The organism is Nocardia sp. X0981, assembly GCF_977089955.1.
Genome location: NZ_OZ372435.1, coordinates 6,077,676 through 6,103,973, shown reverse-complemented (window position 1 = coordinate 6,103,973; position 26,298 = coordinate 6,077,676). Strand labels below are relative to the sequence as shown.

The 26,298-nt window shown below is 67.3% G+C and carries 22 protein-coding genes; 7 read left to right on the top strand and 15 right to left on the bottom strand.

The window, feature by feature from the left end; translation table 11 throughout:
• Positions 1-155: 155 nt before the first annotated feature.
• The 3 genes from ACYR7D_RS27085 (at position 156) to ACYR7D_RS27075 (ending at position 2,153) form a co-directional block, all read left to right on the top strand.
• Complete coding sequence (locus tag ACYR7D_RS27085; RefSeq protein WP_459547330.1) at positions 156-986, top strand: SAM-dependent methyltransferase; 831 nt, start codon at positions 156-158, stop codon at positions 984-986.
• Between the two features lie 172 nt (positions 987-1,158).
• Positions 1,159-1,638: an RDD family protein gene (locus tag ACYR7D_RS27080; protein WP_459547329.1), complete on the top strand. Its 480-nt coding sequence runs from the start codon at positions 1,159-1,161 to the stop codon at positions 1,636-1,638.
• Positions 1,639-1,820: 182 nt separating this feature from the next.
• A complete protein-coding gene (locus ACYR7D_RS27075) occupies positions 1,821-2,153 on the top strand; it encodes a glyoxalase superfamily protein (RefSeq protein ID WP_459547328.1) in 333 nt (110 codons plus the stop codon).
• 55 nt (positions 2,154-2,208) lie between these two features.
• Here the strand turns inward: ACYR7D_RS27075 and ACYR7D_RS27070 are convergent, their stop codons facing one another.
• The gene (locus ACYR7D_RS27070; protein WP_459547327.1) at positions 2,209-2,406 is read right to left on the bottom strand and encodes a hypothetical protein; all 198 of its coding nucleotides are present in this window, start codon (positions 2,404-2,406) and stop codon (positions 2,209-2,211) included.
• A gap of 460 nt (positions 2,407-2,866) precedes the next feature.
• Here ACYR7D_RS27070 and ACYR7D_RS27065 point away from each other — a divergent pair, with 460 nt between their 5' ends.
• Complete coding sequence (locus ACYR7D_RS27065; protein ID WP_459550310.1) at positions 2,867-3,763, top strand: helix-turn-helix domain-containing protein; 897 nt, start codon at positions 2,867-2,869, stop codon at positions 3,761-3,763.
• On the top strand, positions 3,760-3,978 hold the full coding sequence (locus ACYR7D_RS27060) for a DUF397 domain-containing protein (protein ID WP_459547326.1): 219 nt from the start codon (positions 3,760-3,762) through the stop codon (positions 3,976-3,978). Before ACYR7D_RS27065 ends, ACYR7D_RS27060 begins: the two co-directional genes overlap by 4 nt.
• Positions 3,979-4,251: 273 nt before the next feature.
• On the opposite strand, the gene ACYR7D_RS27055 is transcribed toward ACYR7D_RS27060, so the two are convergent.
• A complete protein-coding gene (locus ACYR7D_RS27055) occupies positions 4,252-5,136 on the bottom strand; it encodes an HNH endonuclease (protein ID WP_459547325.1) in 885 nt (294 codons plus the stop codon).
• Positions 5,137-5,409: 273 nt separating this feature from the next.
• Between ACYR7D_RS27055 and ACYR7D_RS27050 the strand changes: the two genes are divergently transcribed.
• Both ACYR7D_RS27050 and ACYR7D_RS27045 read left to right on the top strand, forming a co-directional pair.
• Positions 5,410-5,922, top strand: a complete 513-nt coding sequence (locus tag ACYR7D_RS27050; protein WP_459547324.1) for an OsmC family protein — start codon at positions 5,410-5,412, stop codon at positions 5,920-5,922.
• 256 nt (positions 5,923-6,178) lie between these two features.
• Positions 6,179-9,640: a phosphotransferase gene (locus tag ACYR7D_RS27045; RefSeq protein WP_459547323.1), complete on the top strand. Its 3,462-nt coding sequence runs from the start codon at positions 6,179-6,181 to the stop codon at positions 9,638-9,640.
• A 941-nt stretch (positions 9,641-10,581) separates the two neighbouring features.
• Here ACYR7D_RS27045 and ACYR7D_RS27040 read toward each other — a convergent pair.
• From ACYR7D_RS27040 to urtB, 13 genes are all read right to left on the bottom strand, one after another.
• Entirely contained in the window at positions 10,582-10,869 is a 288-nt protein-coding gene (locus ACYR7D_RS27040; protein ID WP_459547322.1) for a hypothetical protein, read from the bottom strand.
• 359 nt (positions 10,870-11,228) lie between these two features.
• Positions 11,229-11,909 (bottom strand): response regulator, encoded by a 681-nt coding sequence (locus ACYR7D_RS27035; RefSeq protein WP_459547321.1) that lies wholly within the window; start codon positions 11,907-11,909, stop codon positions 11,229-11,231.
• A complete protein-coding gene (locus ACYR7D_RS27030) occupies positions 11,906-13,105 on the bottom strand; it encodes a sensor histidine kinase (protein ID WP_459547320.1) in 1,200 nt (399 codons plus the stop codon). The genes ACYR7D_RS27035 and ACYR7D_RS27030 overlap by 4 nt, the downstream gene beginning before the upstream one ends.
• Positions 13,102-13,986: a CPBP family intramembrane glutamic endopeptidase gene (locus tag ACYR7D_RS27025; protein ID WP_459547319.1), complete on the bottom strand. Its 885-nt coding sequence runs from the start codon at positions 13,984-13,986 to the stop codon at positions 13,102-13,104. The genes ACYR7D_RS27030 and ACYR7D_RS27025 overlap by 4 nt, the downstream gene beginning before the upstream one ends.
• Positions 13,987-14,246: 260 nt before the next feature.
• Entirely contained in the window at positions 14,247-15,479 is a 1,233-nt protein-coding gene (locus ACYR7D_RS27020; RefSeq protein ID WP_459547318.1) for a cytochrome P450 family protein, read from the bottom strand.
• Between the two features lie 186 nt (positions 15,480-15,665).
• Positions 15,666-16,031 (bottom strand): hypothetical protein, encoded by a 366-nt coding sequence (locus ACYR7D_RS27015; protein WP_459547317.1) that lies wholly within the window; start codon positions 16,029-16,031, stop codon positions 15,666-15,668.
• A 553-nt stretch (positions 16,032-16,584) separates the two neighbouring features.
• Positions 16,585-18,306 carry an allophanate hydrolase gene (gene atzF, locus ACYR7D_RS27010; RefSeq protein WP_459547316.1) on the bottom strand — a complete coding sequence of 574 codons (1,722 nt, stop codon included), beginning with the start codon at positions 18,304-18,306 and terminating at the stop codon, positions 16,585-16,587.
• The gene (uca, locus tag ACYR7D_RS27005; protein ID WP_459547315.1) at positions 18,303-21,965 is read right to left on the bottom strand and encodes an urea carboxylase; all 3,663 of its coding nucleotides are present in this window, start codon (positions 21,963-21,965) and stop codon (positions 18,303-18,305) included. The genes atzF and uca overlap by 4 nt, the downstream gene beginning before the upstream one ends.
• A 49-nt stretch (positions 21,966-22,014) precedes the next feature.
• Positions 22,015-22,713 (bottom strand): GntR family transcriptional regulator, encoded by a 699-nt coding sequence (locus tag ACYR7D_RS27000; protein WP_459547314.1) that lies wholly within the window; start codon positions 22,711-22,713, stop codon positions 22,015-22,017.
• A 10-nt stretch (positions 22,714-22,723) separates the two neighbouring features.
• Entirely contained in the window at positions 22,724-23,416 is a 693-nt protein-coding gene (gene urtE / locus ACYR7D_RS26995) for an urea ABC transporter ATP-binding subunit UrtE (RefSeq protein WP_459547313.1), read from the bottom strand.
• Between the two features lie 4 nt (positions 23,417-23,420).
• Positions 23,421-24,296 (bottom strand): urea ABC transporter ATP-binding protein UrtD, encoded by an 876-nt coding sequence (gene urtD, locus ACYR7D_RS26990; RefSeq protein WP_459547312.1) that lies wholly within the window; start codon positions 24,294-24,296, stop codon positions 23,421-23,423.
• Positions 24,293-25,411, bottom strand: coding sequence for an urea ABC transporter permease subunit UrtC (gene urtC, locus ACYR7D_RS26985; protein ID WP_459547311.1), 1,119 nt, complete (start codon positions 25,409-25,411; stop codon positions 24,293-24,295). Before urtC ends, urtD begins: the two co-directional genes overlap by 4 nt.
• On the bottom strand, positions 25,408-26,295 hold the full coding sequence (gene urtB, locus ACYR7D_RS26980; protein WP_459547310.1) for an urea ABC transporter permease subunit UrtB: 888 nt from the start codon (positions 26,293-26,295) through the stop codon (positions 25,408-25,410). Before urtB ends, urtC begins: the two co-directional genes overlap by 4 nt.
• Positions 26,296-26,298: the final 3 nt, after the last annotated feature.

Here is a 26,298-nt window from a genome sequence, read left to right as displayed (position 1 = left end):
ATCCGGTAAACGTATGCCGCAGGGAGGATTGCGTGAGTGGTTACGCAGGCGGGATGAGTTCTCCGAAGCGGCTGTAATGAAATAGTTTCCGCGCGGTGCGTAATGGAGTGGTTGACTCGTAGCCGGGGTGTGAGAACTGGAGCGAGGAGCAGGTTGTGACCGACCGTCGGACATCGGTGGATCTCGAGCAGGACCGGGCCCACAGTGCCCGTATCTACGATTATTTCCTCGGCGGCAAGGACAATTACCCCGCCGATCGGGAAGCCGCGGCGAAGATCGAGCAGGCCATCCCCTCGGTCCGCGCGGTGGCCAGGGACAATCGCGCGTTCATGGTGCGTGCGGTGCGTTACGCGAGTGAGCTGGGCGTCCGGCAGTTCCTCGATATCGGCACCGGTATCCCGACGGAACCGAACCTGCACCAGGTGGCCCAGGAATTCACACCCGAGGCGCGCGTGGTGTACGTGGACAACGATCCGATCGTGCTCGCCCACGCGCGGGCGCTGCTGGTCGGGAAGCCCGAGGGCGTAACCCGGTACGTGCAGGCCGATGTGACGGAACCGGATCTGATCCTGGCCGACCCCGAGCTGCAGCGGACCATGAATTTCGATGAGCCGGTGGCGTTGAGCCTCATCGCGCTGTGTCATTTCGTTCCCGGCAGCCGGATCTACGACATAGTCGACACCCTGCTGGCGCCACTGGCTTCCGGTTCGCTGCTGCTGATGACCCATCTGACAACCGATTTCGATCCCGCCATGGTGGAGGGCACCGTGCAGGCGTACCGCCACAGCGGTATCGAGATGGAGGCCCGCACATACGCCGGCGTCGCGCACTTCTTCCGGGATATGGAAGTACTCGACCCCGGTATCGTCGCCATCGAGAACTGGTACCCGGCGGGGACACACCCGGATTCCGGTGTCACCGCATTGCCGACCGGCGCGCCGCGGCCACCCGCCGCCGGTTACGCCGCCGTGGGCCGCAAGCGGTAGCAGGGCCGGCGGGCTCCCCGGCGGCGCGTACCGGACCCGTGACTCGAGATGGACACGAAACAGTGTCGATCCCGGCGCCGCCGCCCGCGGGTGTGCCATCCTTGGAGATCGATATGCCGTGATCAGCACCCGAGAGGCACCCGAAGCCGCACCGCGTTCGCTAGGAGGCGTGATGACCACAGGTGGATTCGACCCGACCTTCAGCCCTACGAGCCCGCCGACCCACACCCAACCCGCCGGCCTGGGCAAACGCGCCGCGGCACGGTTCATCGACTGGATCCTCGCCGGCATCATCGGCGCCGTCTTCTTCTGGCTCCTGGGTTCGATCTTCGACCTGCCCGGATGGGTATCGGTACTCCCGGGCGCGGCCTTCGGCTGGCTGTACTTCCTCTTCTTCGAGGTGGCCTCCGGTTCGACGCCCGGTAAGAAACTGCTCGGGCTGCATGTGAACGGCTCGGGCGGGGCGCCGAAACCCAGTCTGAAGGACTCCGCGGTCCGCAACGCCTACATGCTGCTCAACCTGATCCCCTGGATCGGCGGGCTGCTGTGGTTCGCGGCGGCCATCGCCATCGCGGTGACGGTGAACGGCAGCCCGACGAAGCAGGGCTGGCACGACCAGGCCGCGGGCGGCACCCAGGTCGTCGACGAATAGCCTTTCGCCTCGTGGCGGCGGTGTGCGCGGCAGGCGCGGCCGGTGCCGGGGCGACGACAGGGCGCCGGATTCCTCGGCCACCTCCACCCGGAGGTAGCGCGGATGGTCCGGCGTCCTCGTTGTCTGCGCGCCGGCGTCGCATCGGGCAACGTTCGCTCCAGGGGGTCTGTAACCATGGCTTCATGGACGAGGAAGTCATTCCCATTCTCCGTGTCGAGGACGCCGCGGCGGCGGTCGCGTGGTACGCCCGACTGGGCTTCACCGAGCGGTGGGAGCACCGCTTCGAACCGGGATTCCCCGCCTTCGTCGAGGTAGCCCGGGGTGGGGTGCGGTTGTTCTTATCGGAGCACCAGGGCGACGCTCGCCCCGATACGTTGATCTACCTCCGCGTTCGTGATGTCGAGGCCATCGCTTCCGAGTTCGGTGTGCAGGTGGAGGAGGCTCCGTGGGCGCGTGAGATCGAGCTGCGCGACCCCGACGGCAACCGGCTTCGGATCGGCACGCCGACGGAATGACACTCGCCGACAGCGCGTGGCGGAGGAGGCTGGCGACGGGCGGACGCCGGCCGGTTCATGAGCAATAGAGCCGTTCGCACGGCAGTCTGGGCATATCACCGGGTGGGCCGGGCAGAATCGTCACCGCCTCGGCACAGTGGACGGCGTTCCATTCGGCGCGGAACAGGTGTGCGGCGGAGCTGCGGGCGGCGAAGTCGAAGCGGGCGCCGTGCAGGAACACACTGAGGTGCACGTCGGGATCGCCGGCCGTCATCCGCAATCCAGGGGAGCGTCGAGGACCGGGGTCATGGTGGGGCGGAGGGCGTCATGGCCGGCGAGGTGGGTGTGCAGGCGCGCGCCGAGCAGTGCTGGAGTGGTGAGAGCGTGCATACCGGCGACCACCGGGCGACCGGTTTCGACTATAGGACAAGGTGATCCGCACACGGTGCGATAGGAGTGGCAGCAGGCGAAGACGTCGGTTGCGACCGGTGTGGACATATGACCCCTGATTCGTGGTATCGATGTGTGCGTGCCCGGCCCGAGGGAAAATCGGTGCGGGGTTGCGGAGGGTTGTCGGCGGAGTTGCTTCCCCTACCGGGCACGGGTTCAGGACACCACGTCCACGTCATGCGGGTACGAAACTTCGATTTTCCCAGGGATTTGCAGCGAAACCGCAGGACGGAAACCGCTCGCACGGCACGTCCGGTGGAACAACCGGTGTGCCGACAACCAGAATGGGGGCTCGTCATATGTCAGAACCGGGAAGCACACTGCCGCGTCGCCAACTCGGGCGATACCTGCGGGACCTGCGGCTGCAAGTAGGGATGACCATCCCGGAGGCCGCACGACTGATCGAACGCGGCGCGAGCACGCTGCAGCGGCTCGAAACCGGGCGATCCGAACGGATCCGGCTTCCGGATATCCGGGAGCTGTGCAGTGTGTACAACGCGACCGCCACCGAGACCGAGGGGTTGATGGGGTTAGCGCAGCAGGCGGCGGGGAGGTCGTGGTGGCACGAATACGGGAACCTGATCCCGGACGACTTCGATGTGTACGTGGGTCTGGAATCGGCTTGCCGCCGGGTCACCTCGTACGCGCCCGATGTGGTGTTCGGACTCCTACAGACGCCCGACTACGCTCGCGTACTGGCTCGGGCCAACAATCCGACAGACACGTGCGACGAGATCAACCGGCGTGTGGAGCTGAAAATGAAGCGCCAAGGGCTGGTCGTTCGCAAGCGGCAGCCCGCGGAGCTCGATGTGGTCTTGCTCGAGTGCGCACTCCGGCGACTGGTGGGCAGTCCGAAAGTTATGGCTGCGCAGCTCAGGCATATCGCTGACATGTCCACCCGAGACAACGTGCGGATCCGTGTACTGCCGTTCCGGGCAGGGATCCCACTGGGGGACCCCGTTGGTTCGTTCGTGATCCTGAACTTCGGCGAAGACAAGAAGGGCAAGCCCGTCGAGCCATCTGTCGTCTACCTCGAAAGCTATACCGGAGACTTGTATTTGGAGAAGTTCGAGGACGTCCGCCGCTACTATGAAGTGCACCGCGCGCTCCTCGCCGCGGCGTTGGATGAAAACGCAAGTAGAACTCTGCTCCGACAGACGGCCAGGGAGTATGCCTCATGAGCGATCTGCGCAACATCGACCTATCCGCTGCGAACTGGCGTAAGAGCAGCTTCAGCTCTGGCAGCAAGGAATGCGTGGAGGTCGCGTTCGTCGGTCAGGAGGCGGTAGGCGTGCGTGACTCCAAGAACCCGGCTGGGCCGGCTTTGGTTTTCGCTGCAGACCACTGGGATTCATTTGTCACCGATCTGGCCGCCGGTCGGTTCGCCCAGAGTTGATGGGCGCGTTTGCCCCCTTCACATCAACTCTTTACTGCAGTCGTCAGTGTTGCTGCTGAGCTGGCCGCGTGTCTGACGGTTCGACCCCGGCTGAGATTCTGGCCCTTGACAGTTCGATGCCAGCACAGGAAGGCATGGCGTTGTGTAAGGCATCGCGTCCACTCGACCTGAGAAGATCTCGTCAACAGAGAACAGTTCGGCCGGACCGAATCCGTGGCTCAGGACAGCGGCGTCACCGCCGAGACCGGCTTCGGGGTTCGGTCCGGCAGGCGGCTACGCCGAACCGGTGAACTCCGCGTACCTTTCCGCCAACCTATCTCGTGAGGGCCTGTCAACGGGTCGTTGAGGAATGAAGATTTCTCGGCCGTGCATCTCCTGCAGCCCATGTTTCAACATCGGGCCGTCCTGCTCCTCGAGAAGGTCCTGATTGATTGCCACTCGGTAGTCCGGAGAAATCCCCAAGTAATTGCGATCGTAAGCTGCGTGATGGATCTTGCAGAGGCTCAAACCGTTGTTGACTTCTGCGCTGCCATGCGGCTTTGTGTCGGAAATGATGTGGGCAGCATCGAGCAGAGGGCCGTGTTTCAGGTTGCAGACCGTGCACTGACTGCGGTAAGCATGCAGAACTCTTCCACGGAATTCCGGCTGATGTAGGCGCTGCTTAGTGATTCTTTCCGCGTACTTCTTCTCCAACGGATGAAGATGGAGTGGGTCGTCCACCGAGAGCAGTGTCTCGTCGAGGGCGATGAGAAACCGCCTGTTCGCTGGGTCGTCCGCCACCGCGTAAACGGGAAAGATCGGTACGAACAGCCCCGGCTCGATCTTCCGGAGCAGGATGAACGGCAGTTTGAGCTCGTAGGCTCGTCGCAGCTTCTTGTTGTCTCCGGCGGTGCTGCCCTCTCGATACGCGTACGCGAAGAGAGATTCGGTGACATCTTCGTCCGCATATCTTCCCTTCGGATCGGACAGGATCGACAACGTCCCGTGCATGGTGACGGGGTTGCGGATGCCACGACTGTGATCTATCAGCCGATGCACTTCGCCGTCGACACTGAAGCGGGAAAGCTGCTCCCGGGTGACGACCCCGGTATCGCGAACCATCTCCTCGAGACGATCGAAAATGGCCTGGCGCAGAATGGTTTCAGCACTGATGTCCACCAGTGGATTCTGCCAGGCACGGTCGGTCGGCGTCGGGTATCGGAAGCAGACCTTGTCTAGCCCCAGCCTGCTGAGACCTCGCCGCCATCACAACTGCACGGTGCAGAGTCTGGGCACGCCGGTTTCACCGAAATTCAGCTATCGACTACAGTGACGCGGCTCGTCGGTGCACACAAGATACGGAGACGGCCATCGTGAACCTTGTGTTCGCCGATCGACTCAGCGCGAGTGAAATCCTGGTGCCGGTGCATCCCGGAACTTAGTGTCACGACCATGACCACCGGTACTTCCTCGCTCAACGATATTTCCGCCGCTACCGCGAACGCGGTAGCGCAGGACCCGGCGAACGCCGCAGTGGTTTTCCGGGCATCGGGAACCCCGCAGGGCACCGTGGGCAGCACGATCATCGCGCGCGGGCACTACATTCGGGTGGACGAACCGCTCACCCTGGGCGGTGGAGACACCGCAGCCAACCCGGTGGAGGTCTATCTCGGCGCGCTGATCTCCTGCCAGATCGTCACCTATCGGTTCTGGGCGCAGCGGCTGGGCATCGTTGTCGACGATTTGTCGATCGAAGCCGAAGGCGACCTGGATGTTCGCGGATTCTTCGGAATCGACGAGCAGGTTCGTGCCGGTTTCCAGGCGGTGCGGGTCCGGGTGCGAGTCGCCGGGCCCGAAACACCGGCGCGCTATGCGGAACTACAGGCCGCTGTCGAGGCCCACTGCCCGGTGTTGGATCTCACCACTGGCGCGACACCGGTCGAGACCACGCTCGAAGCCGCGTGACGCGTGCCGCGTTGTCGGCGAGCCGCGGGATAGCCGAGCGAACGCTTGATGAGGACGGTCGCTCGGCAGATGTCGGCCGGGCGGAACTCCGGTCCCGAGGCGCTGCGTCCAATGCTGATCATCTACGCGAAGTAGGGAGATCACGCCGATTCTTGTAATGCAAGCGTGGTCGACAATTCTTCGATTGCAATAGGATTCGCTGTGTACAACCGGGCGGGTGCGAGCATGGCCGTAACCGCGGTAAGGGGGACACAGCATGGCGTTGACCGCGCGCTTCCAGCCGGGCTCCACCCGGCGGCCGTTCGTGGACCGCGAGACCGTATTGGCCGAGTTCGACGAGATGCTCACCGATACCGCGGACCTGCCCCGGGTGTTGCTGCTCAGTGGTATCGGCGGAATCGGCAAGTCACGTCTGCTCACGGAGTTGCGGTCGCGGGTCGGGAAGAAACGCCCGACGGCTCTGCTGGACCTGCAGGTGCCCAGCCAGCGGCAGCCGGCGGAGGCGTTGGTGGCCCTGCGTATTCAGCTCGGCTCACAGAAGGTCAAGTTCCACCGCTTCGATATCGCGTGTGCGGTGCTCTGGCAGCGGTTGCATCCGCATCTCCGGTTCACCGCAGAGTCGCTGGCGTTGGTGGAGCACAGCGAAATCCTGACCGAGGTGCTCAACGACGCGACCGGGGTGCCGGTATTCGGTACCGCGGCGAAACTGCTCGAGTCCGGGGCGCGGCGGGTGGTGCGCAGTCATCGGATCCGCAACGACGCGGTGCTGCGGGAACTGGATCGGATGAGCCTGGGGCAGCTGGAGGCGGCCGTGTCCTATCTGTTCGCCGAGGATTTGAAGGCGGGCACGTCCGATCGCTCCTATGTGATCTTTCTCGACGCCTACGAGGCGATGATGGGTGGGGCGCAGCGTGAGGGCCGGGTGGCCGCCGCCGATCTGTGGCTGCGTGATGTCGTCGCACAGCTGGATACCGGGCTGGTGGTGATCGCCAGCCGGGAACCCCTCGGGTGGGGGCGGCACGACCCGGAATGGGATGAACGAGTGCGCGAACTCCGGGTCGACGATCTGCCGATGGAGGCGCGTTACGCGCTTCTGGATGCCTGCGGGGTGGACAACCCGGCCGAACGTGAAACCATCGCGATTTCCAGCGCCGGAGTTCCGTTCTATCTGCACCTGGCGATCGACGCGCAGGGGCACCTGGGTGTGGTGGGTGCCGACGAGCTGGTGTCGCCGGAGGCAATACTCGATCGTTTTCTGCGTTACGTACCGCAGGACGAGATACGGATACTCGAACTGCTCGGCTTGCCGCGGACCTTCGACCAGGAGATCTTCCGGGCGATCACTGGTCGTTTCGAGCTGCCCGGCCACCCGCTGCTGTGGAACTCGCTGATCGGCTACTCGTTCGTCTACTCCGCCGACGGTGACGGTGACGGTGACGGTGACGGTGACGGTGAACGCTATCAGCTCCACCAGCTGATGGTCGCCGCTTTGCGTCGGAGACTGGACCCCGCGGTGTGCTCGGAGCTGCACGCGGTACTGCACACGCTGTGGCGGGAGCGGGCGCAGGAACCGGGTGGGCGAGTGGCGGCGTGGCGGGAAGCCGGTTATCACGGGCTCTGGTCCGGGGCTCTTACGGCGGTCGATCTGCTCGGCTATGTCGACCGTATCGTGGCTGCGGGCGGTTACCAGGGAATCGGCGGGGTGATCAGCGATCTCGCCCGTTATCTACGCGAGCAGCACGGGAACGGAGCGGCTATGGCGGAACTCTCGGAACTGGCGATATGCCTGGAAGCGGAAGCGGCTCTACTGCTCGGCAACGCGAAGGCCGCCGACCGGCTGACACGGGACGTCGACCTGGAACGCAGCGGGCCGATCGCGGATCGGCTCGCGGTGGCGGCAGCACACGCACGTCGCATACTCGGGGAAACCGACGCGGCGTTGACGCTCTACACCGCCGTCTGGAACACCGGCTCGGGCCGGGCGCGGCTCGAGGCGGGGTTGTGGGCCGCGGATCTGCACATGTGTCAGGGGCGCTTCGCGCAGGCCTTGGCGTTGTGCGACGACCTGGTCGCCGACGCCGGCGATGACCGGGAATTCCTGGGGGATATCGCGCGCCTGCGCCACCTCTCCTATCGGCTCGCTTTCGATACCGAGGCGGCGGCCCGGTATCTGGCCGAGGCCGAGGCGCACTATCTCGCCGCGGGCAGCGTGGTGGGGCAGGCCAACATCGTGACCAACCGTGCCGAACTGCTCGCGTTGACCGACCCGGGTTCCGCCATTGCCGCCGCCGGGGCGGCGATCGATCGGCAACGCGAACTGGGTGCGCTGCACGAGCTCGGAAAGGCCTATACCGCTCTGGGTTTGGCGCGGCTGGCGCTCGCGGACCTCGACGCCGCGGAGGCCGCGCTGACCGATGCCTGCCATGTGCTGGAGGAAGCGGGATACCGATCCGGCCGGGCGCGGGCGGAACTGTTCCGCGCGGGTGTCCACGCCCGGCGCGGCTTGCGGGCGGAGGCGCTGCGCTGCGCCAGGTGGGCGATATCGGAGCTGGAGGCCGCGGAAGTCTATCCCGGGCTGATTCTGGTGGCGCGGGCCGTCCTGGCGCTCTACGGCTGGACCGAACCGGATGTGTCGGCGGCGGCGCTGCGGGCGCTGGACCGGATCCGGCCCCCGGCCCCGGACGCCGATCTGGATCGGGGCGCGCAACGGTTGATGGCCCGCGTGCTGGGGATCGAACCCGACACCTTCTATCACGAAGCCCTCGCCCGCACCGATTCCGCGGCCGGCTACTACAACCACAACATACGGCTCGACGGTGCGCTGGGCGCCGTCAATGTCCGGATCCCGGTTCCCGGCGCCGACATCATGGACCTGCGGCAGTTCCCGGAGGCGGACGTGCTGCGGGCCATCGAGGCCGCGGTGGAATCGGCGCCGCGGCTGCGCTGGGATTCGCGCTCGCCGGTGTATCAGATCCACGACCACATCGAGGGTGAGCTGCTCGATCGGATCGCCCCGCGGGGCATCGCGGTGCCCGCGCACGTGCCCACCGATGTGGCCGCGCTGTTCGGCGCCTTGCGGCAGGTCCCGGCGACGCTGCTGCCCCCGGCGCCCGATGAGCGCCGGGGAGATCCCGTGGCCTTCGCGAACCGGCTGTCCGATGTCTCGCGGCGGGTGTTCCGGGAGGCCGGGGGATCCTTCGGGCGGGTCTACCGTGAACTGGGTGTGCCCACGGACCCCTTCGAAGGCATCGTCGAGGCGTGGAACACGCTGCGAAGCAGACCGTTCCGCCTGATCCACGCGGATGTGCACCGGAAGAACATGATCGTTCGGGCCGGCCGGGTGGTGTTCATCGACTGGGAACTGGCGCTGTACGGGGACCCGCTCTACGACGTGGCCACCCACGTGCACAAGATGGGCTACTTCCCGCACGAGCGCGACGCGCTGCTCGCCGCGTGGGCGAGCGCCGAACCCGACGCCGCGGCCGGTGAATGGGCCACCGACCTGCAGACCTACCTGAACCACGAGCGCGTCAAATCCGTTGTTGTCGATGCTGTTCGCTATGCGAAGGTGCTGGCCGAAGGGAGCCGGGGGCCGGAGGGCGAGCAAGCGCTGGTGGCCAATCTGGCGGCCAAGCTGGAGGCGGGCCGGGCGATCTGGGGCCTGCCCGAACCGGTGGATCCGGCACACGTAGAAGCCGTCTTGCGTTCCTGGCGCTGATTTCGTGATGTGGTGAGGGCTCTGGGCCGAGCATCCCGCCTCATACGCGGGGCCGATGAAGTCGGTCGCGATGAAGGTTGAGGTGCCGGCGATAGTGCCCTGCGCGTGCCGGGTGGGGTCGGGTCGGCCTCAGCCGAGAAGTCTGCCGGTGCCGGGCCGGGTGGGTCGCCCCCGTCGGATGCTGTTCGGTGGAGGCGGAGGTCGGGAGTGAACGCACCAGTTCAGCGGTGGCCGGGGACACGGCGTAAGCCGTTGGGGCGATGGCATTGATCATTACGCGGCAGGCGATGCGTACAGCGGGAAAGTGTCCGTTCCTATGGCGCACCACGTGCCGTCCTGGTCCCCGCCTGCCCACGACCGAAGAGCGGATTGCCGCCGATATCGACATGTACGGGCAAACCTTGCTTCCGACCATGACAACCTACGGATCGGTGGCTGCCGACAGGACCTGCGCAGGCTCTACAGGGACACGGTTCGCTGGGTGCTGGGGGTACTCCGGTGACAAGATTCTTCCGAAGTGTCCTTCGGGTACGCGATCACCTCGGCGCTCGTCAACCGATCGAGAATCACTCGGGCGAAAGTTTGTAAGATAAAAAAGTTTCATAACTAAGCGATTGGGCCAGGGGGCTCCTGACCCAGTCGCTAGGTTGGCGCCCTATCTACTCGGACACGGCGGGGCCGTGCAGCCGATTCTGGTGGCGGGGTCTACTCTTTCGGAGCCTCGGAATAGTAGACAGTGATCGACGGCCATGGGCCATCTGCGGTGATCTCATTGTGCAGGACCAGATCCTGCACCGAAACCTCGCCGAGACTTTCGATCGAATCAGCTATCGTCCGCAACAATGCGACGAGGTCTCCTTGGCTCTCCCCAGCCGGATTCGCCTGTGAGAAGTGGGAGATCGTGTATCGCGGTACTGCCATCATTTCCTCGTTTCCTTCTCTTACTTCTTCTTACCGCGCTTCTGCTTGTTGCGGTCACCGTTGTACTTCTCGGCTTGCTGGATCTTTTTCTGGGCACGGTTGTACGCATCCCTATCGTACGGTCGCCCCGCGTTCTTGTTGTCCACGGCGGCCTGTTCCTCTGCTGACAGCTGAGCCGGCTGCGGCGCCGCATGCATGATGCCGACGCCAGGGGGCAACGCTGCGGCCTGCGGAGTAACAGCAACTCCAAGGCCAAGTCCTGAGAGTATGATCGTGGCTGCGACGATCATCTGCCGACTGTTCTTCATGAAGCAACCTTTCGGTGGTCGTTGCTTGCAGACCGTGCGGTATCACGGCTGCCCGGGGTTGGGGATTGCGCTCCTCAACCCCGTTCTCTGTGCATCAGCTACTCGTACACAGAGCTCGAACGGTCAGATTCGGACGCGTATTGGCCCGAACCTTGTTCCGTTACAAGATCAGACGTTGCTCTCATACGATCGGTTCCACAGACTTAGAAAATTTTTCTTACTACCAAGGGCACGGCCTGTTTTCACGCACAGCGTGCTCGGTGGCCAGCGCTATGTGGGGCATCGTCGGATACCCCGCCTGCTACTTACACAGGCGCCCTACCGGGACGAAGCCGAGTTCGTCGTCCTCACCGTGGTGGTCAGTGGGCCGGGTGTTGTCCGAGTGAACGCAGATAGATGAGTGTCGCTTGAACTCGGCGATCACCGTCGTGGAGCGGGAGTTTCGAAAATATGGCGCCGATGTGCTTGCGCACGGCGGCTTCCGAAACCGTCAGGACCTCCGCTATTCCGGAATTCGTCCGCCCCTCCGCTACCAGCGCGAGCACTTCCCGCTCCCGGGCGGTGAGAGCGGCCAGGGGTGCGCGGTTCCGGCTCGATTTGACGAGTGCCCGGACGACCTCGGGATCGACGATCGTCTCGCCTGCGGAAACCCGGGCTACGGTGTCGAGGAATTGCCGCACATGCCCGACGCGTTCCTTCAGGAGATAGCCCACACCGGCGGTCGAGTCGTCACCGAGGAGATCATCGAGATAGGCGACCGAAACATACTGTGAAAGAACGACTATCGGAAGGTGAGAGTCTCGGCGGCGTAGTTCGGCCGCGGCGCGGAGGCCGTCGTCGGTGCCGTTCGGCGGCATCCGGACATCGGTGATCACCAGGTCCGGCGTGTGGGCCGCGCAGGCGTGGACGAGTCCCGGCGCGTCGCCGACCGCCGCGCTCACCTCGTGTCCGGCCGAGGTGAGCACGCTCTCCAGCCCGGCCCGTAGCAACGGGCTGTCCTCGGCCAGCACGATCCGTAATCGGGAGGGGAGGGCTGTCACACCGCGCACTCCATCCGGATGGTCGTCGGCCCACCGGGTGGGCTGGTCACCGCCAGGTGGCCGTCCAGGGCCTCGAGCCGGCGCCGCAGCCGGTCGAGGCCGTGGCCGTGCACGATATGCGCACCCCCCGGGCCGTCGTCGGTGACGTTCAGCCTCCACCGCGCACCCGTGCGGGCGCCGCGTACGTCGACTCGGACCGCGTCGGTGTGTCGGGCCACATTGGTGAGGCATTCGGCGACGAGTACATAGGACATGTGCTCCACCGCCGGTGGCAGCCGGTGGCCGGGGCCGGCGAGGTCGATACGGATATCCAGCGGCAGGTCCGCCGCGAGGTCGGTCAAGGCCGGTTCGAGTCCACGTTCGGAGAGCACACGAGGCGAGAAACCGCGGAGGACAGCGCGCAGTTCGCTCAAGGTTTCGTCGACCTGCCGGTGGGCTTCGGCGGCGAGGCGGCCAGCGGGGCCGCTCGCGTCCTGCGCTTCGGTCAACCCCAGTGTCATCGACAAGGCGACGAGCCGGTGCTGGACCCGATCGTGCAGCTCGGATTCGAGTAGTTCCCGCTCGAATTCCTCCGCTTCCAGCAGGGCCGAGCGGGAGTTCTCGATCCGTACGGCTTCGTGCCGCCAACGCTCGGAATCGGGGGTCAGCAGGGCCCGCGCGGCCAGCGCCTCGAGTGCCGACCAGGCGCCAGCGAGTGCCAGGAGCAGGAGCGTGGCGAGAGCCCCCGCGAGCGTGACGGTCCAGGCCTCTGCGGTCGCGTCGATCCTCCAGGGTCCGAGACTGAAGTAATCGTCCCGGACGATCAGCGGCGCGGCGAGCAGGATCGCGGCGAGGGAGAATCCGAAGGCGGCCAGGCAGAACATCGAACCGCCGAACACTGTGGCGGCGACGATGTAGGTGATGTGCCGGAGCGTGGGCAATCGGCGCCCGGCGCTCGCCTCTCGCACCCGGGTATCGGCCCGGACGGCGGTATCGGGGTCGATCAGCCGGAGCCGAGCGCAGTGCAGCCGCAGCATCGGTTCCCACAGGGCGGCCCGCAGCGTACGGGTGAGGCCGAGCAGTACCACCGGTACGAAACCGATCACGGTCAGCGCCGACAGAGCGCCCCCGAGGAACACGGAGAGCAGCGCGCGCCACGGCCATCGGGAGATCAGGAAACGCGGGCCTGTCCGGAGTGCAGATCCGACCGCGGTCACCGCCCCGCTCCTGCCGCCGGGCGCGCGTTCCGCGGGCCGCCGAGCCTCGTCGTCACGACGATCCACGTGACCACGGGTAGATACGCTGCGCACATCAGCAGAGTAGTGGTAGCGCCGGAGGGGCCGGCGTTACCGACGAACAGTTCCAGACCCAACGCGACCACGAGATTGCTGCCGCCGTGGAGTAAGGCGGGCGGCCACACCGAACCGCTACGCGCCCACAACCAGCCGATCAGGAACTCCAGCTCGATCGAGAGCGGTAGCCACATCAGCATGGCGACGACCGCATCGGCGGCCGAACCACCCGCGCCCAGATAACCCACCCACGGCAGCGGCCAGTGCCACACACCCCAGATCACGCCGGTCGCGAATGTGGTGGCCACCGGGCGACCGGGGAGGAGACGGTCGCGGAGATAGGTGGTCCAGCCGAACTCCTCGCCGAAGAAGATCGGGGCGGCCACCACCGGGATGATCGGCATGAGCACCAGGAACAACACCGCACCGGAACCGAAGTCTCGCAGCTCGGGACGCCACATTCCCAGCAGTACCGCAAGCGTGAGCGCGGCGGCGAGAACACCGATCGGCAGCAGCGTCGCAATCAGGTACGAGCGCCACTGCTTCCTCATCCGGGGCCGCAGACCGGAATCGGCGAAACCTTCCCGGGTGATCCACCGGCGGGTGATGATCGCGGCCAGCGCGGGCACGAAAGCGCCGGTCAGCAGTTGGACAACGGGATTGTCGAGGGAGTACCCGGCCGCTCCGGCGATCCCCCATGGAATCCATGCTCCCGCGAAGGCGAGGAGCAGGAACCAGCGGATGCCTTTCTGCCGCGTTACGGTGTTGTGCCCGCACGGCTCCCGCTCGGTCAACGCTGTAGTCATACCCCTATTACAGGGCGCCGGCTGCGGGAAGTCGGTGGTGAGCAGGACCATTTCATGGTGGCGTGTGCGCTACCTTTCGGGGTCGCTCCTGACCGTTCGGCCGGGCGGCGGTTCCGTCGCCCTCGGGTCGGCCGATACGATCCCGGTGATCGAGCCGTTGTTGTCGGACCCTTATGAGATTGTCCGGCCTGCCGTGGCGAACCTGCGGGCTCGGACAGGCTCGACCGGTTGAGCGGTCGAGCAGTAACCGGGTGTATCGCTCATACCAGGACCGGTAGTGTCCGGTTGCCGTTGGTGATCAGGCTCGGGGCGTTACCGAGTTCCGCGCTGTCGGCGGCGAGCCGCATCTCGGGGAAGTGGGAGAAGAGGGCCGGCAGGGCGACCGCCGCTTCGAGGCGGGCCAGCGGGGCGCCGAGGCAGTGGTGGACGCCGTGGCCGAAGGACAGGTGGTCCTTGTTCGAGCGGGTCGGGTCGAAGATGTCGGGATTTACGGGGTGGAGCTTCGGGTCGCGGCCCGCGCCGGCGAGAACGGCCAGGATCGCGTCGCCCGCGGCGATACGGTGACCGCCCGGCAGGTCGATGTCCTCGATGGCGAAACGCATCGGCATATGCGCGATCGGGAGTTGCCAGCGCAGGGTTTCCTCGATGATGTCGGACCAAGTGAGGCGTCCGGCCAGTGCGGCGGCGCGGTGCTCGGGGTGGGTGAGCAGAGCGTGGACGGCGTGATCGAGGAGATCAGCGGTGGTTTCGTGGCCGGCGACCACGATGAGCAGCAGGGTGTCGCCGAGTTCCTGCTCGCCGAGTTGCGAGCCGTTCTCGTCGCGGGTCGTCATCAGAAGGGTGGTCAGATCGTCGCCGGGGTTGCGGCGTTTATGGGCCACGAGTTCGTGCAGGGTGCTGTAGAGGCCGGCGAAATCGGCCTGGACCTGCGCCGGGGTTCGGGTGGTGTCGAGGGTGCCGCAGGCGTAGCCGTGCAGGGCCGCGGACAGTTCGGCGGGCATACCCATCAGTTCACCGAGCACCTGGATCGGCAGTGCGCAGGCGAAACGGTCGCGCAGATCGACCGGCTCACCGAGCGGGGTGCCGGCGATATCGTCGAGCAGCTCCGCGGTGATCGCCTCGATGCGGGGGCGCAGGGATTCGGTGCGGCGATGCGTGAAGGCGGGGGCCACCAGTTCGCGCAGCCGGCGGTGGTCGTCGCCGTAGGCGGTGAGCAGGTTCGAAACCGCCACCCACGGCCACAGCGCCCGGTCCGGCGGGATCCCGCCGGTGCGCAGGGCCGGCCGGTGCCGGTTCGCGTCCTTGGAGACCCGGGGGTCGGTGAGCAGCCTCTTCAGCAGGTCCGCGTCGACCACCGACCAGGCGGGCACCCCGCCGGGCAGTTCGATCACGGTGATCGGGCCGCGGGCGCGGATACGGCGGATCTCGGTGTGGAAATCGGCGCCGGCGGGGTCGAGCACCAGCGGTTCGGTCTGCGACTGTTCCTGGGTCATGCGGTGCTCCTGTCGTCGGGGTCGGGGCAGCGGGCGGGAGATACGACGGGCAGCGTGCCGGGTGCGCGGTGGAACAGATGGGGGTGGCGGGCCGGCCGGGTGCTCGATCGTGGGATGAATCGCGGAATCGAGAACGAGCACAACGGATTTCCCCCTCGTTCGATTATGGTGCGCGTGGATTGTAATTCAGGCGTGTTGTTCGGTACCTGCGTAGCTGCCCCATTGGACTTCGGCGATGCCGTTGTCCTCGTCGTTGTAGTTCGCGTCGATCCACTCGATGATTTCGTCCTCTGCCTTGCGCAAGACCGGTTCCGGTACATCAGCAGGGGAGGTCATCTCGACCAGGAAGTACGCTCGATCGCCCGGGTCCTGGCCCGGATGTTCTTCTGCCCAGGTCGAATGCATCTCGTAGTCGGACTCGGACTTCTGCTCCAGGCCGACCCGGGCTCGGGCGAACTCCGGCGACTTCGCCAACTCCTCTGTCAACGCTGTACGTACAGCCTCCGCCTGCGCAGGTGTGCAGTACAGCTGGACAACCAGATAGCTACTCACGCTACCGGTCCCATCCTTTCCTCAGATCACGTGGCAGTGCCGCTTGTCACGGCCCGACGGCATCTGCCGGTCCCTGTCTCATCGACGATCATTCGGAGCTGGAAGCGCCGATCCTGCTGCTACACGGTCGGCAACGGTCTGGAGTACAGCCCGGACGGACAGCAGTAGCGGCTCTTACTCGCCAGGGGGCGCTGAAGTGGCATGTGACCAGCGGCCTCCCACTCCTCGGGGGTGTAGAAAACCTTTCCGGCGGAACGGTCGGGCACGTCTGTACCTCCTGCTACTGCTCGACGAGCCGGATAAAGGTCCGGCCGGGTCGCCCCTACCGGTCGACTACGCCATAACCGCCCGATTTCGGTGAATGCTACGGCGCCCCAGGGCGATATGCGCCGACCGGCGGAGCACGTTCGGACAATACGTGCTCCGCCGGCCGGGGCGGCTCCCGTCGGGGAGGATCGAGAGCCGTGGCCCTCGGGGAGGCCCACCGCGCCCCTCATCGGTACGGTGGGCCCGCCGCTTCGTGCCAACTGCGAAGCGGAGATCGGGAACGGTGTCAGTGCACGGCGTTCAGGTAGTTCCGCCACCCCCCGTGATCGGTGATGTCCTCGGCGTCACGTGATGATTCGTGGTCACAGCCGAAACCCGTCACCCACTGCCCGGAAGACAATTCGACCTTGCCCAATGTCATCGGCGCCGGCAGCTTGCTCAGGAAGGTGCCGAGGGCGGCGGGGGAGAGGCGATACAGTTCGCCGGGCAGACAGCGGCCGGAGCCGGATCCCACCCGGAGCAGCCCCGGTTTGGGCGGGGAGGCCGGTAGCGCGACCATCCGGTACGCGGACGCGGTCGCCACCTCGCCGACGAAACGGGCCCGCGCCTCTTGCAGTTGGTGGTGTAGGGGCAGACCACGCAGATGCGCGCCGACGACGAGCAGATCGATGCCGGTATCGGTGAGCAGCGGAGCCGGCTCCCCGAGCAGCCGGGCGGCAAGGTCGATACCCATCTGGTCGGCGAACGCGGGCGTCACCAGCATCACCCCGAACGGGTCGCCGTCGGCGGTGTCCGCACCCGGCACCGCCACCGCGGCGAGATCCAGCAGATTGCAGAAGTTCGTGAAGGTGCCCATCCGGCTGTTGATCGCGAGCGGATCGGCGGCCACGGCGGCGAGGGTGGGGTGCTCGGTGGTGGTGGGCAGCAGCAGGGCCGGATGGTCGGCGAACAGACGCCGGGCGGCGGCCGCGGCGTGGGCGAGGCGGTCGAGATCGGCGACGTAGGAGTGCGCGGCGGGGCGGGCCGCGCCCGTGACGATCGCCGACACCACCGGATCGGCGCCTTCGGGCTCGCCGCCGAGGAATTCGCCGACCGCGGCATAGCGTTGTGCGACGAGGGCGCCGTCGTAGAGGAGTTTCGCGGCCTCCAGCAGTTCGGTGATATCGACCGGGGCGATCTCGCCCCCGGCGGCGCGCCAGCGGTCGACGGTGGCGTCGAACGCGGCCCGGTAGGCGGGAATCAGGGCCTGCAGATTGTGGTCGGCGGGCACGGCGAGAACAGCGTGGCCGGGGGCGGCGAGCGGGGTGTCGGCCGGCCAGGCACGGGAGCGGGGATCGCCCGGATCGGGACCGGTCATGGCGGCGGTGACCGCGGTGGCCGTGCCGAGATCGCGGGCGAACACGGTGACGGCGTCGTAGTCGGGGCAGGCGGGGACGACGCCGGTGGTGGGGACGAGCCCGAGGGTCGGTTTGATACCCACGATGCCGTTCAGCGCGGCGGGCACCCGGCCGGAGCCGGCGGTATCGGTGCCCAGGGCGGCATCCACCATGCCGAGTGCCACCGCCACCGCCGAACCGGAACTGCTGCCGCCGGATACGCGGTCGGGAAACCGGCTGTTGCGCACCGGGCCGTACGGGCTGCGCGTGCCCACGAGGCCGGTGGCGAACTGGTCCAGGTTCGTTTTGCCGAGGACGATCGCGCCCCGCTCGATCAGCCGGGCCACGGCGGGTGCGGTGCGGGGCGGGATCGTCGCGAATCCGGGGCACGCGCACGTGGTGGGTATGCCCGCGATATCGATATTGTCCTTGACGGCCAGGAGCAGTCCGGCCAGCGGCAGCTCCGCCCCCCGGGCGACGCGGGCGTCGAGTGCGGTGGCCTCGGCCAGCACCTCGGCTTCGTCGCGCAGCGCGATCCAGATCTCCGGCCGGTCGTGGGCCCGGATCGTCCGGTACGCCGCGGTCACTCGGCCGGCCACCGTTTCCGCCGGGGACAGTCGCTTCGTGGTCACAGCTCTCCTCGATTGTCGATGGCCACCAGGGGTGCGCCGGTGGTGACCTGATCGCCCGCCGCGACGGTGATCGCGCGGACGGTACCGGAGACCTCCGCGAGCACTGGCAGCTCCATCTTCATGGCCTCGAGCACGAGCAGGGTGCTGCCGGCCGCCACGTGCTCGCCCTCGGCGACCTCCACCCGCCAGACGTTCGCCATCATGGGTGCCGCGACGATATGGGCGTCCGCGGGCAGGTCGAGATCGTCGGGGGGATCGGGGACGGGTTCGGGTCCGGGCCGGTCGCCGATCTCGCCGCCGGCCTCCCAGCGCTGCCGCTCGGCGGTGAACGCGGCCCGGCGGTGCTCGTCGGTGGCCGCGATATCGGCGGCATTGTCCCGCAGGAATTCCAGATGCTCGGCGAAGGCGAATTCACCCGTGGTGGCGCGCATCTCGAACCGGCCCGCCGACATCTCGGCGCGCAGGTCCAGCAGTTCCCCGGCGGAGACGGGGTACCAGCTGATCCGGTCGAAGTACCGCAGCAGCCACGGTTTGCCGGGCTCGAACGGCGGGCGCCGGCGATAACCGGACCAGATCGGGACGGTGCGGCCGACCAGCTGGTAGCCGCCGGGGGACTCCATGCCGTACACGCACAGGTATTTGCCGCCGATACCCACCGCGTCCGCGGGGGTCCAGGTGCGGGCGGGGTTGTACTTGGTGGTCACCAGGCGGTGCCGGGGGTCGAGCGGGACGGCCAGCGGGGCGCCGAGATAGACGTCGCCGAGGCCGAGGACCATGTACTGGGCCGCGAAAACGGTATCGCGGACCTGCTCGATACTGTCCAGGCCGTTGATCCGCCGGATGAACTCGATATTCGACGGCAGCCACGGCGCGTCCGCGCGGACACCGCGGAGGTAGCGTTCGATCGCCTGCCCGATGGTGGGATCGTCGAAGGAAAGCGGCAGTTCGATATGGCGGCTGGGTACCCGCAGCTCGGCGGTATCGGGGATATCGTCCTCGAGTTCGCCCAGCAGCCGGACCACCGTGCGCTGATCGATCAGATCGGGGTCGAAATGCAGGTGCAGGGAACGGACCCCGGGGGTGATGTCGATCAGGCCGGGCACGGCGGCCTGTTCCAGCCGTTCGCTCAGCGCGTGTACCCGCATCCGCAGGCCGAGATCGAGCTCCATCGGCCCGTACTCGACCAGCACATTGTCGTCGCCGCCGCGCAGATAGGCGACAGCGGGTGTGCGGGGCCCGGCGTCGCGGCGGCCCAGGACGCCGTTGTCCTGCTCTCGGGTACCAAGCAGATCGGGGGCGGCGGAGAGGTTGCGGCCGCGCAGGGCCGGCGACGCACGGAGCGCGGCGGTGCGGTCGTCGGCGACCGGGACGAACCGCACCCGGTCACCCGGGCGCATCTGACCGAGTTTCCAGCGGTGCGCGGCGATCACGGTGAGCGGGCAGGCGAAACCGCCCAGGCTGGGGCCGTCGGGGCCGAGCAGGATGGGGGTGTCGCCGGAGAGGTTCAGGGCGCCCACACTGTACGGGCAGTCGTGCAGATTGGAGGGGTGCAGTCCGGCGTCGCCGCCGTCGGAGCGCGCCCAGACCGGTTTCGGCCCGGCCAGCCGCAGGCCGGTGCGGTTGGCGTGCGCCTGCACCTGCCAGGTGGCCTCGTAGAACTGGGCGATACCGGCCGCGGTGAAGTATTCGGGGGCCGGCTGCGGGCCCTCGCCGACGCCGACGTACCAGGTGTGGGCGAACTCCGGGCGCTCCGCGGCCGGAACCGGTTCGGGGGCGAGCAGACCACCGGCGTCCGGTTTGATGCCGAGAATATCGCCCACCGCGACGGCGCGGCCGGTGATACCGCCGAACCCGCCGAGCGCGAAGGTGGCGGCGCTGCCGTGGTATTCGGGGGCCAGGATGCCGCCGCGGACCGCGAGATAGGTGCGCAGGCCGGTGTCGTACGGAGCGCCGATATCGAGGACCGAGCCGGCCGGTACGGCCACCGGCTCCCACATGGGTACGGGTTCGCCGTCCACGGTGACCGGGGCCGCGGCGCCGGTGACGCAGACGATCGTGGTGTCGGTGCACCGCAGGCGCGGGCCCAGCAGGGTGGCCTCGAGACCGTTCTCGCCCCGCGGATTCCCCACGGCGCGATTGGCGAGCTGGAAGGACAGATCGTCGAAGGCGCCCGAGGGTGGGATACCGACGTTCCACAACCCCAGGCGGCCCGGGAAATCCTGGATGGTGGTGGAGACTCCGGCGCGCAGCACCTCCAGTCGCGGCCGGACGGTGGCCAGGCTCGCCAGGGTCGCGGTGGTGTGCCGGGCGTCCAGCATGGGCGCGCTGGTGGCGGCGGCGCGCAACTGCGGGAGGTTCGTCGTGATACCGAACATCCGGGTTTCGTCGAGTGCCGAGCGGAGCCGGTGCAGGGCCTCGGTGCGGCTCGCGCCGGAGGTGACGATCTTGGCGATCAGCGGGTCGTAGAAGGGGCCGATCTCGGTGCCGGTCTCCACCCAGGTCTCCACCCGCGCGGTCGCCGTGGGCACCCGTACCTCGGTGAGAGTGCCCGCGCCCGGCCGGTAGTCGTTGCCGGGATCCTCGGCGTAGACGCGGGCTTCCACCGCGTGCCCGGTGGCCGGAGGGCCGGCGTCGGGCACCTCGTCGAGGAACGCGGTATCGCCGCCGGCCAGCCGCAGCATCCATTCGACGAGGTCGACGCCCGTCACGGCCTCGGTGACCGGATGCTCCACCTGCAGGCGGGTGTTCACCTCGAGGAACGATGCTTCGCCGCGGTCCACGTCGTAGAGGAACTCCACGGTTCCGGCGGAGCGGTAACCGACCGTGCCGAGCAGAGTGCGGCTCGCGGCGAGCAGGCGTTCGGTGAGTGTGTAGGACAGACCGGGGGCGGGTGCCTCCTCGATGACCTTCTGGTTGCGCCGCTGCAGTGTGCAGTCGCGGGTGCCGAGGGAGATCGCGCGCCCCCGGCCGTCACCGAAGATCTGGACCTCCACATGCCGGGCGCGGGCCACGAAACGTTCCAGATAGACCGCCGAGGAGCCGAAGTTGGCGCGTGCCAACCGGAGGACACGCTGATACGCCTGCGCGAGTTCGTCCGGATCCGCACAGGCGGCCATGCCGATACCGCCGCCGCCCCCGGCGGCTTTGAGCATCACCGGGTAACCGATCCGGTCCGCCGCCGCCCGCGCCTCGTCGAGATCGGTGAGCAGCCCCGATCCCGCGACCAGTGGCACACCGGCCCGTGCCGCCGCTTCGCGAGCGCTGTGCTTATCGCCGAACAATCGCAGGTGCTCGGCCGCCGGGCCGACGAAGGATATTCCGGCGGCCTCGACCTCCGCGGCGAAATCGGCGTTCTCGGAGAGAAATCCGTAACCGGGGTGGATGGCGGTGGCGCCGGTGGACAGGGCGGCCTCGATCACGGCGTCGGCACGGAGATAGGACTCGGCGGCCGGCGCGGGCCCGAGCCGTACCGCGCGGTCGGCCATCCGCACATGCCGGGCGCCCTCGTCGGCGTCGGAATACACCGCGACCGTCTCGATTCCGAGCCGGGCGGCGGTGCGCAGAACGCGGCAGGCGATCTCCCCGCGGTTGGCGATCAGCAGGCATGCGGGCAAGGGCGTATGCGGTTGCGTATACAACCGGGGGGCGGTTTCGGTCACGGTCGATCCTCTCGGCGGACAGAGCGGCTGCCCGGCGCCGGGCGCCGGGTCAGGTCTTGGTCGCGCGGGCCAGGCGGGTCAGCTGCAGCACCTGACCGGCGCGATCGGCCACCACGCGGCGGGATTGGTCGATATGGGCGAGTAACTGCGCACGCGCCTCGGGGAGATCACCCTCGAGGACCGCCTCGCCGATGGCGATATGTTCCTCGATCGTCGCGAGCATGCGGTCGGGCGTGAGGTAGTCGAACATCCGGACCGGCCGGATACGGGCGTTCACCGTGGTCAGCGCCTCGGTGAGGGCATGATTGCCCGAGGCGGCGAGCAGGACGGTGTGGAACTGTTCGTCGGCGTCGACGAACCCGGCGTCCGGCTCCGGGGGCGCGGTACGGAAGGCCCGCCAGCGTTCGATCTCCGGGAGGAGAACGGCGCGATCGTGGCGCAACTCCGGATCCTCGAGAATCCGGGCGATACCCTGCACCTCGAGGGTGATCCGCAACTCGTAGTAGTCACCCAGGGTGTCCAGGCGCGGGCGGTACGGGAACAAACCGGCCTCGTGCCGTTCGACCAGGCCGTCGGCCTGCAGCCGGGCCAGGGCCTCGCGCACCGGAGTCCGGGAGACCCCGTACCGTTCGGCGAGTCGTTCCTCGCCGAGCCGCTCGTCCGGTGCCAGTGCGCCCGACATGAGTTCGTCTCGAAGTGCTTTGTACACAACGCCGGTACGTGATTCGCGTTTACTTCGTTCGGTCACGACGCGCAGCCTAGAGAGTCAGGGCGGCACGAACGGTGTCGACAGCACCGGCACCACCCTCCCCGCTCGAAGTGACCCGGCCACTCTCCAGCACGTAGTAGCGGTTCGCGGCCCGCAGCGCGAAACCGATGTGCTGCTCCACCAGAAGCACGCCGAGTCCACCGCGGTTCACCAGTTCGGTGACGGTCTTCTCGATCTCGGCGACCACCGAGGGCTGTATCCCCTCGGTGGGCTCGTCCAGGATCAGCATGCGGGGTTCGGTGATCAGCGCCCGCGCGATGGCCAGCTGCTGGCGTTGTCCGCCGGAGAGCAACCCGGCGCGACGATCGAGCAGATCCTTCAGCGCGGGAAAGAGGTCCAGCATCTCGTCGACGAGTGCCGTACCCCGCTTCCGCCCGTCGGCCACCACCCGCAGGTTCTCGGCGGTGGTGAGATGACCGAAGCACTGCTGGCCCTGCGGCACATAGGCCAGGCCCCGGCGCACCCGGGCGCTCGGCCGCAGCGCGGTGATATCGGCGCCGTCGAACCGGATCCGGCCGCGCTGGGCGCGGACCAGTCCGACGGCCGCCCGCAACAGGGTGGTCTTTCCGGCGCCGTTGTGCCCCATGACCGCGACGACACCGTCGGCGGGGACCTCGATCCCGACCCCGTGCACGACCTCGGTCCGGCCGTATCCCGCGTGGATATCGACGAGTTCCAGCATCGCGTCACTCTCCTTGTCGATCGAGCCCGGCCGGGGGCCCTGCGTGGTCGCGCCGCGCTGCCGCCTCCGGAACCGGCCCGCTCGGATCGGCGGTGCCCAGATAGGCCTGCTGCACCAGTGGGTCGGCCTGCACCTCGGCGACCGACCCCTCCGCGAGTACCGCGCCCCGGGCCAGCACCGTCACCGAGGTGGCGAAATTCCGCATGAAATCCATATCGTGTTCGACCACCACCACCGTGCGTTCACCGCCGATCCGGCGCAGCAGGTGACCGGTCTCCTCGCGTTCCTCCTGGCTCATCCCGGCGACCGGTTCGTCCAGCAACAGCACCGAGGCGTCCTGGACCAGCAGCATGCCGATCTCGAGCCACTGCTTCTGTCCGTGGGCCAGTACTCCGGCGGGTTCGTTCCGCAGATGGGTGAGCCCGATGGTCTCCAGCGCCTGCTCGATCGATGCGGAGACCTCCACCGGCCGGCGGCGCAGCATGGTCCAGATCGACCGGCCCGCTCCCGCGGCGATATCGAGGTTCTGCAGTACCGACAGCTCTTCGAAAACGCTGGCGGTCTGGAAGGTCCGGCCCACACCCAGCCGGGCGATCCGATGGACCTTCTCACCCAGGAGCTCCACACCGGATTTCCGCACCGACCCCGTCGCCGGTACCAGACCGGTGATGGCGTCGATCATGGTGGTTTTTCCCGCGCCGTTGGGGCCGATGAGGAATCGCAGATCACCCTGGAAGAGGGTCAGGTCCACATTCGAGACCGCGGTGAAGCCGTCGAACTCCACCGTCAATCCGCGGACCTCGAGGTAATCGCTGCGCATTCCGGCGTTACCGCCGGCGACCGGCGCCCCGGCCGTAGCGTTCGATATCCGCTGGGTCATGGCGATACTCCTACCGGGGTAGTGGAGACGGGTTCCGGTGCCGGGCCGGGCGGTGCCGGGTCCTTGCCCCGGGTGCGGTTCCGCCGGCGCAGCAGCGTCCCCACACCCGCCAGGCCCGCCGGGAAGAAACCGACCACGACGATGAAGAGCACACCCTGCGCGTAGACCCAGCCCGACGGGAAACTCTCCGAGAGGCCGGTCTGCGCCCACGCCACCGCGATCGCACCCAGCACCGGGCCCAGCAGGGTGCTGCGGCCACCGATGGCGACACCGGTCAGGAAGGCGATGGAGGGCACGATCCCGATATCGGCCGGGGAGATGATCCCGACGATCGGTACGAACAGCGCACCCGCGATCCCGGCGAACAGCGCCGCCACGGAGTAGGCGATCACTTTCACGGTGGCCGGGTCGTAGCCGAGGAACCGTACGCGCTCCTCCTGATCCCGTACCGCGACCAGCAGTTCGCCGTAGCGGCTGTACATCAACTGCCGGGTCACCGCCACGATCACCAGCAGCGTGCCCGCCGCGATGAAGAACAGCAGCCGCCGATTGACCGGATCGTTGAGCGCGAGGCCGAAGAAACCGCGGAACCGGTTGAGACCGTTACTGCCGCCGGTGGATTGCTGCCCCACCAGCAGGATCGCGAACGCCGCCGCCAACGCCTGGGACAGGATGGCGAAATAGGCGCCTTTGACCTTGCGCTTGAACACGCCGAGCCCGAGCAGCGCCGCCACCAGGGGCGGAACGATCAGGATGCCCAGGATCGTCACCACCGGCGAGGCGAACGGCACCCAGTAGCCGGGCAGTTCACCGATACCGGCGATCTGCATGAAATCCGGGACGTCGTCGCCGCGCAGCCGGGCGTCGGAGATCTTCAGGTGCATGGCCATGATGTAGGCGCCGAGCCCGAAGAACACGCCCTGCCCCAGGGTGAGCATGCCGCCGCGGCCCCAGGCCAAGCCGATGCCCACCGCGACGATGCCGAAGCACAGGAACTTACCGAGCAGCCCGAGCCGGAAATCCGAGAGCACCGCGGGCGCCACCGCGAACAGCAGTACGGCGGCGAACGCGAAACCCGACCAGACCTTCCACCGGGTCGCGAAGAATCCCCTCATACCAGACTCCTCGACCGGACCGTGAACAGTCCCTGCGGGCGGACCTGCAGGAAGATCACGATGACGACGAATACGATCACCTTCGCCACCGAGGCGGTGGTGCTGTATTCGATGAACGAGTTCGACAACCCCAGCGCCACCGCGGCCAGGACCGCGCCGCGGATCTGTCCGAGACCGCCGATGACCACCACCAGGAAGGCGTCCACCAGATAGGCGGCGCCGGTATTGGAACTGGTGGAACCGATCAGCGTCAGCGCCACCCCGGCCACTCCGGCGAGACCGGAACCGATGAAGAAGGTGGTGATATCGGTGCGGCGACTGGAGATCCCGCTGGTTTCCGCGAGATCACGATGCTGCACCACGGCCCGGATACGCCGGCCCATCGCCGTGTACTTCATGGTCGCCGCGACGGCCGTCACGCACAGCACGGCGAGCAGCATGATGAAGATCCGGGTCTTCGGCACCACCGCTCCCAGGATCTCCACCCCACCGCCGAGCCACTCCGGCGACACCACCCGTACGGCCGGCGCGCCGAAGATGTCCCGGGCGGCCTGCTGCAGGATCAGGCCCACACCGAAGGTCACCAGCAGCGTGTCCAACGGCCGGTCGTACATGCGTTTGATCAATGTCACCTCGAGGAGGACGCCCATCAGGCCACCGACCAGGAATCCGATGAGCAGCGATACCAGGAGAGAGACCTCGGCGTCGGAAACCAGGTACTCCTGCACCGTGTAGGCCGTATAGGAACCCGCCATGATGAACGCGCCGTGGGCCATGTTGACGACCCCCATCTGCCCGAAGGTCAGCGATAGCCCCAGGGCCGCGAGCAGCAGGATGGAACCCAGGCTCAGGCCGGTGAACAGCTGGCCGATGACTGCTTCCACGAC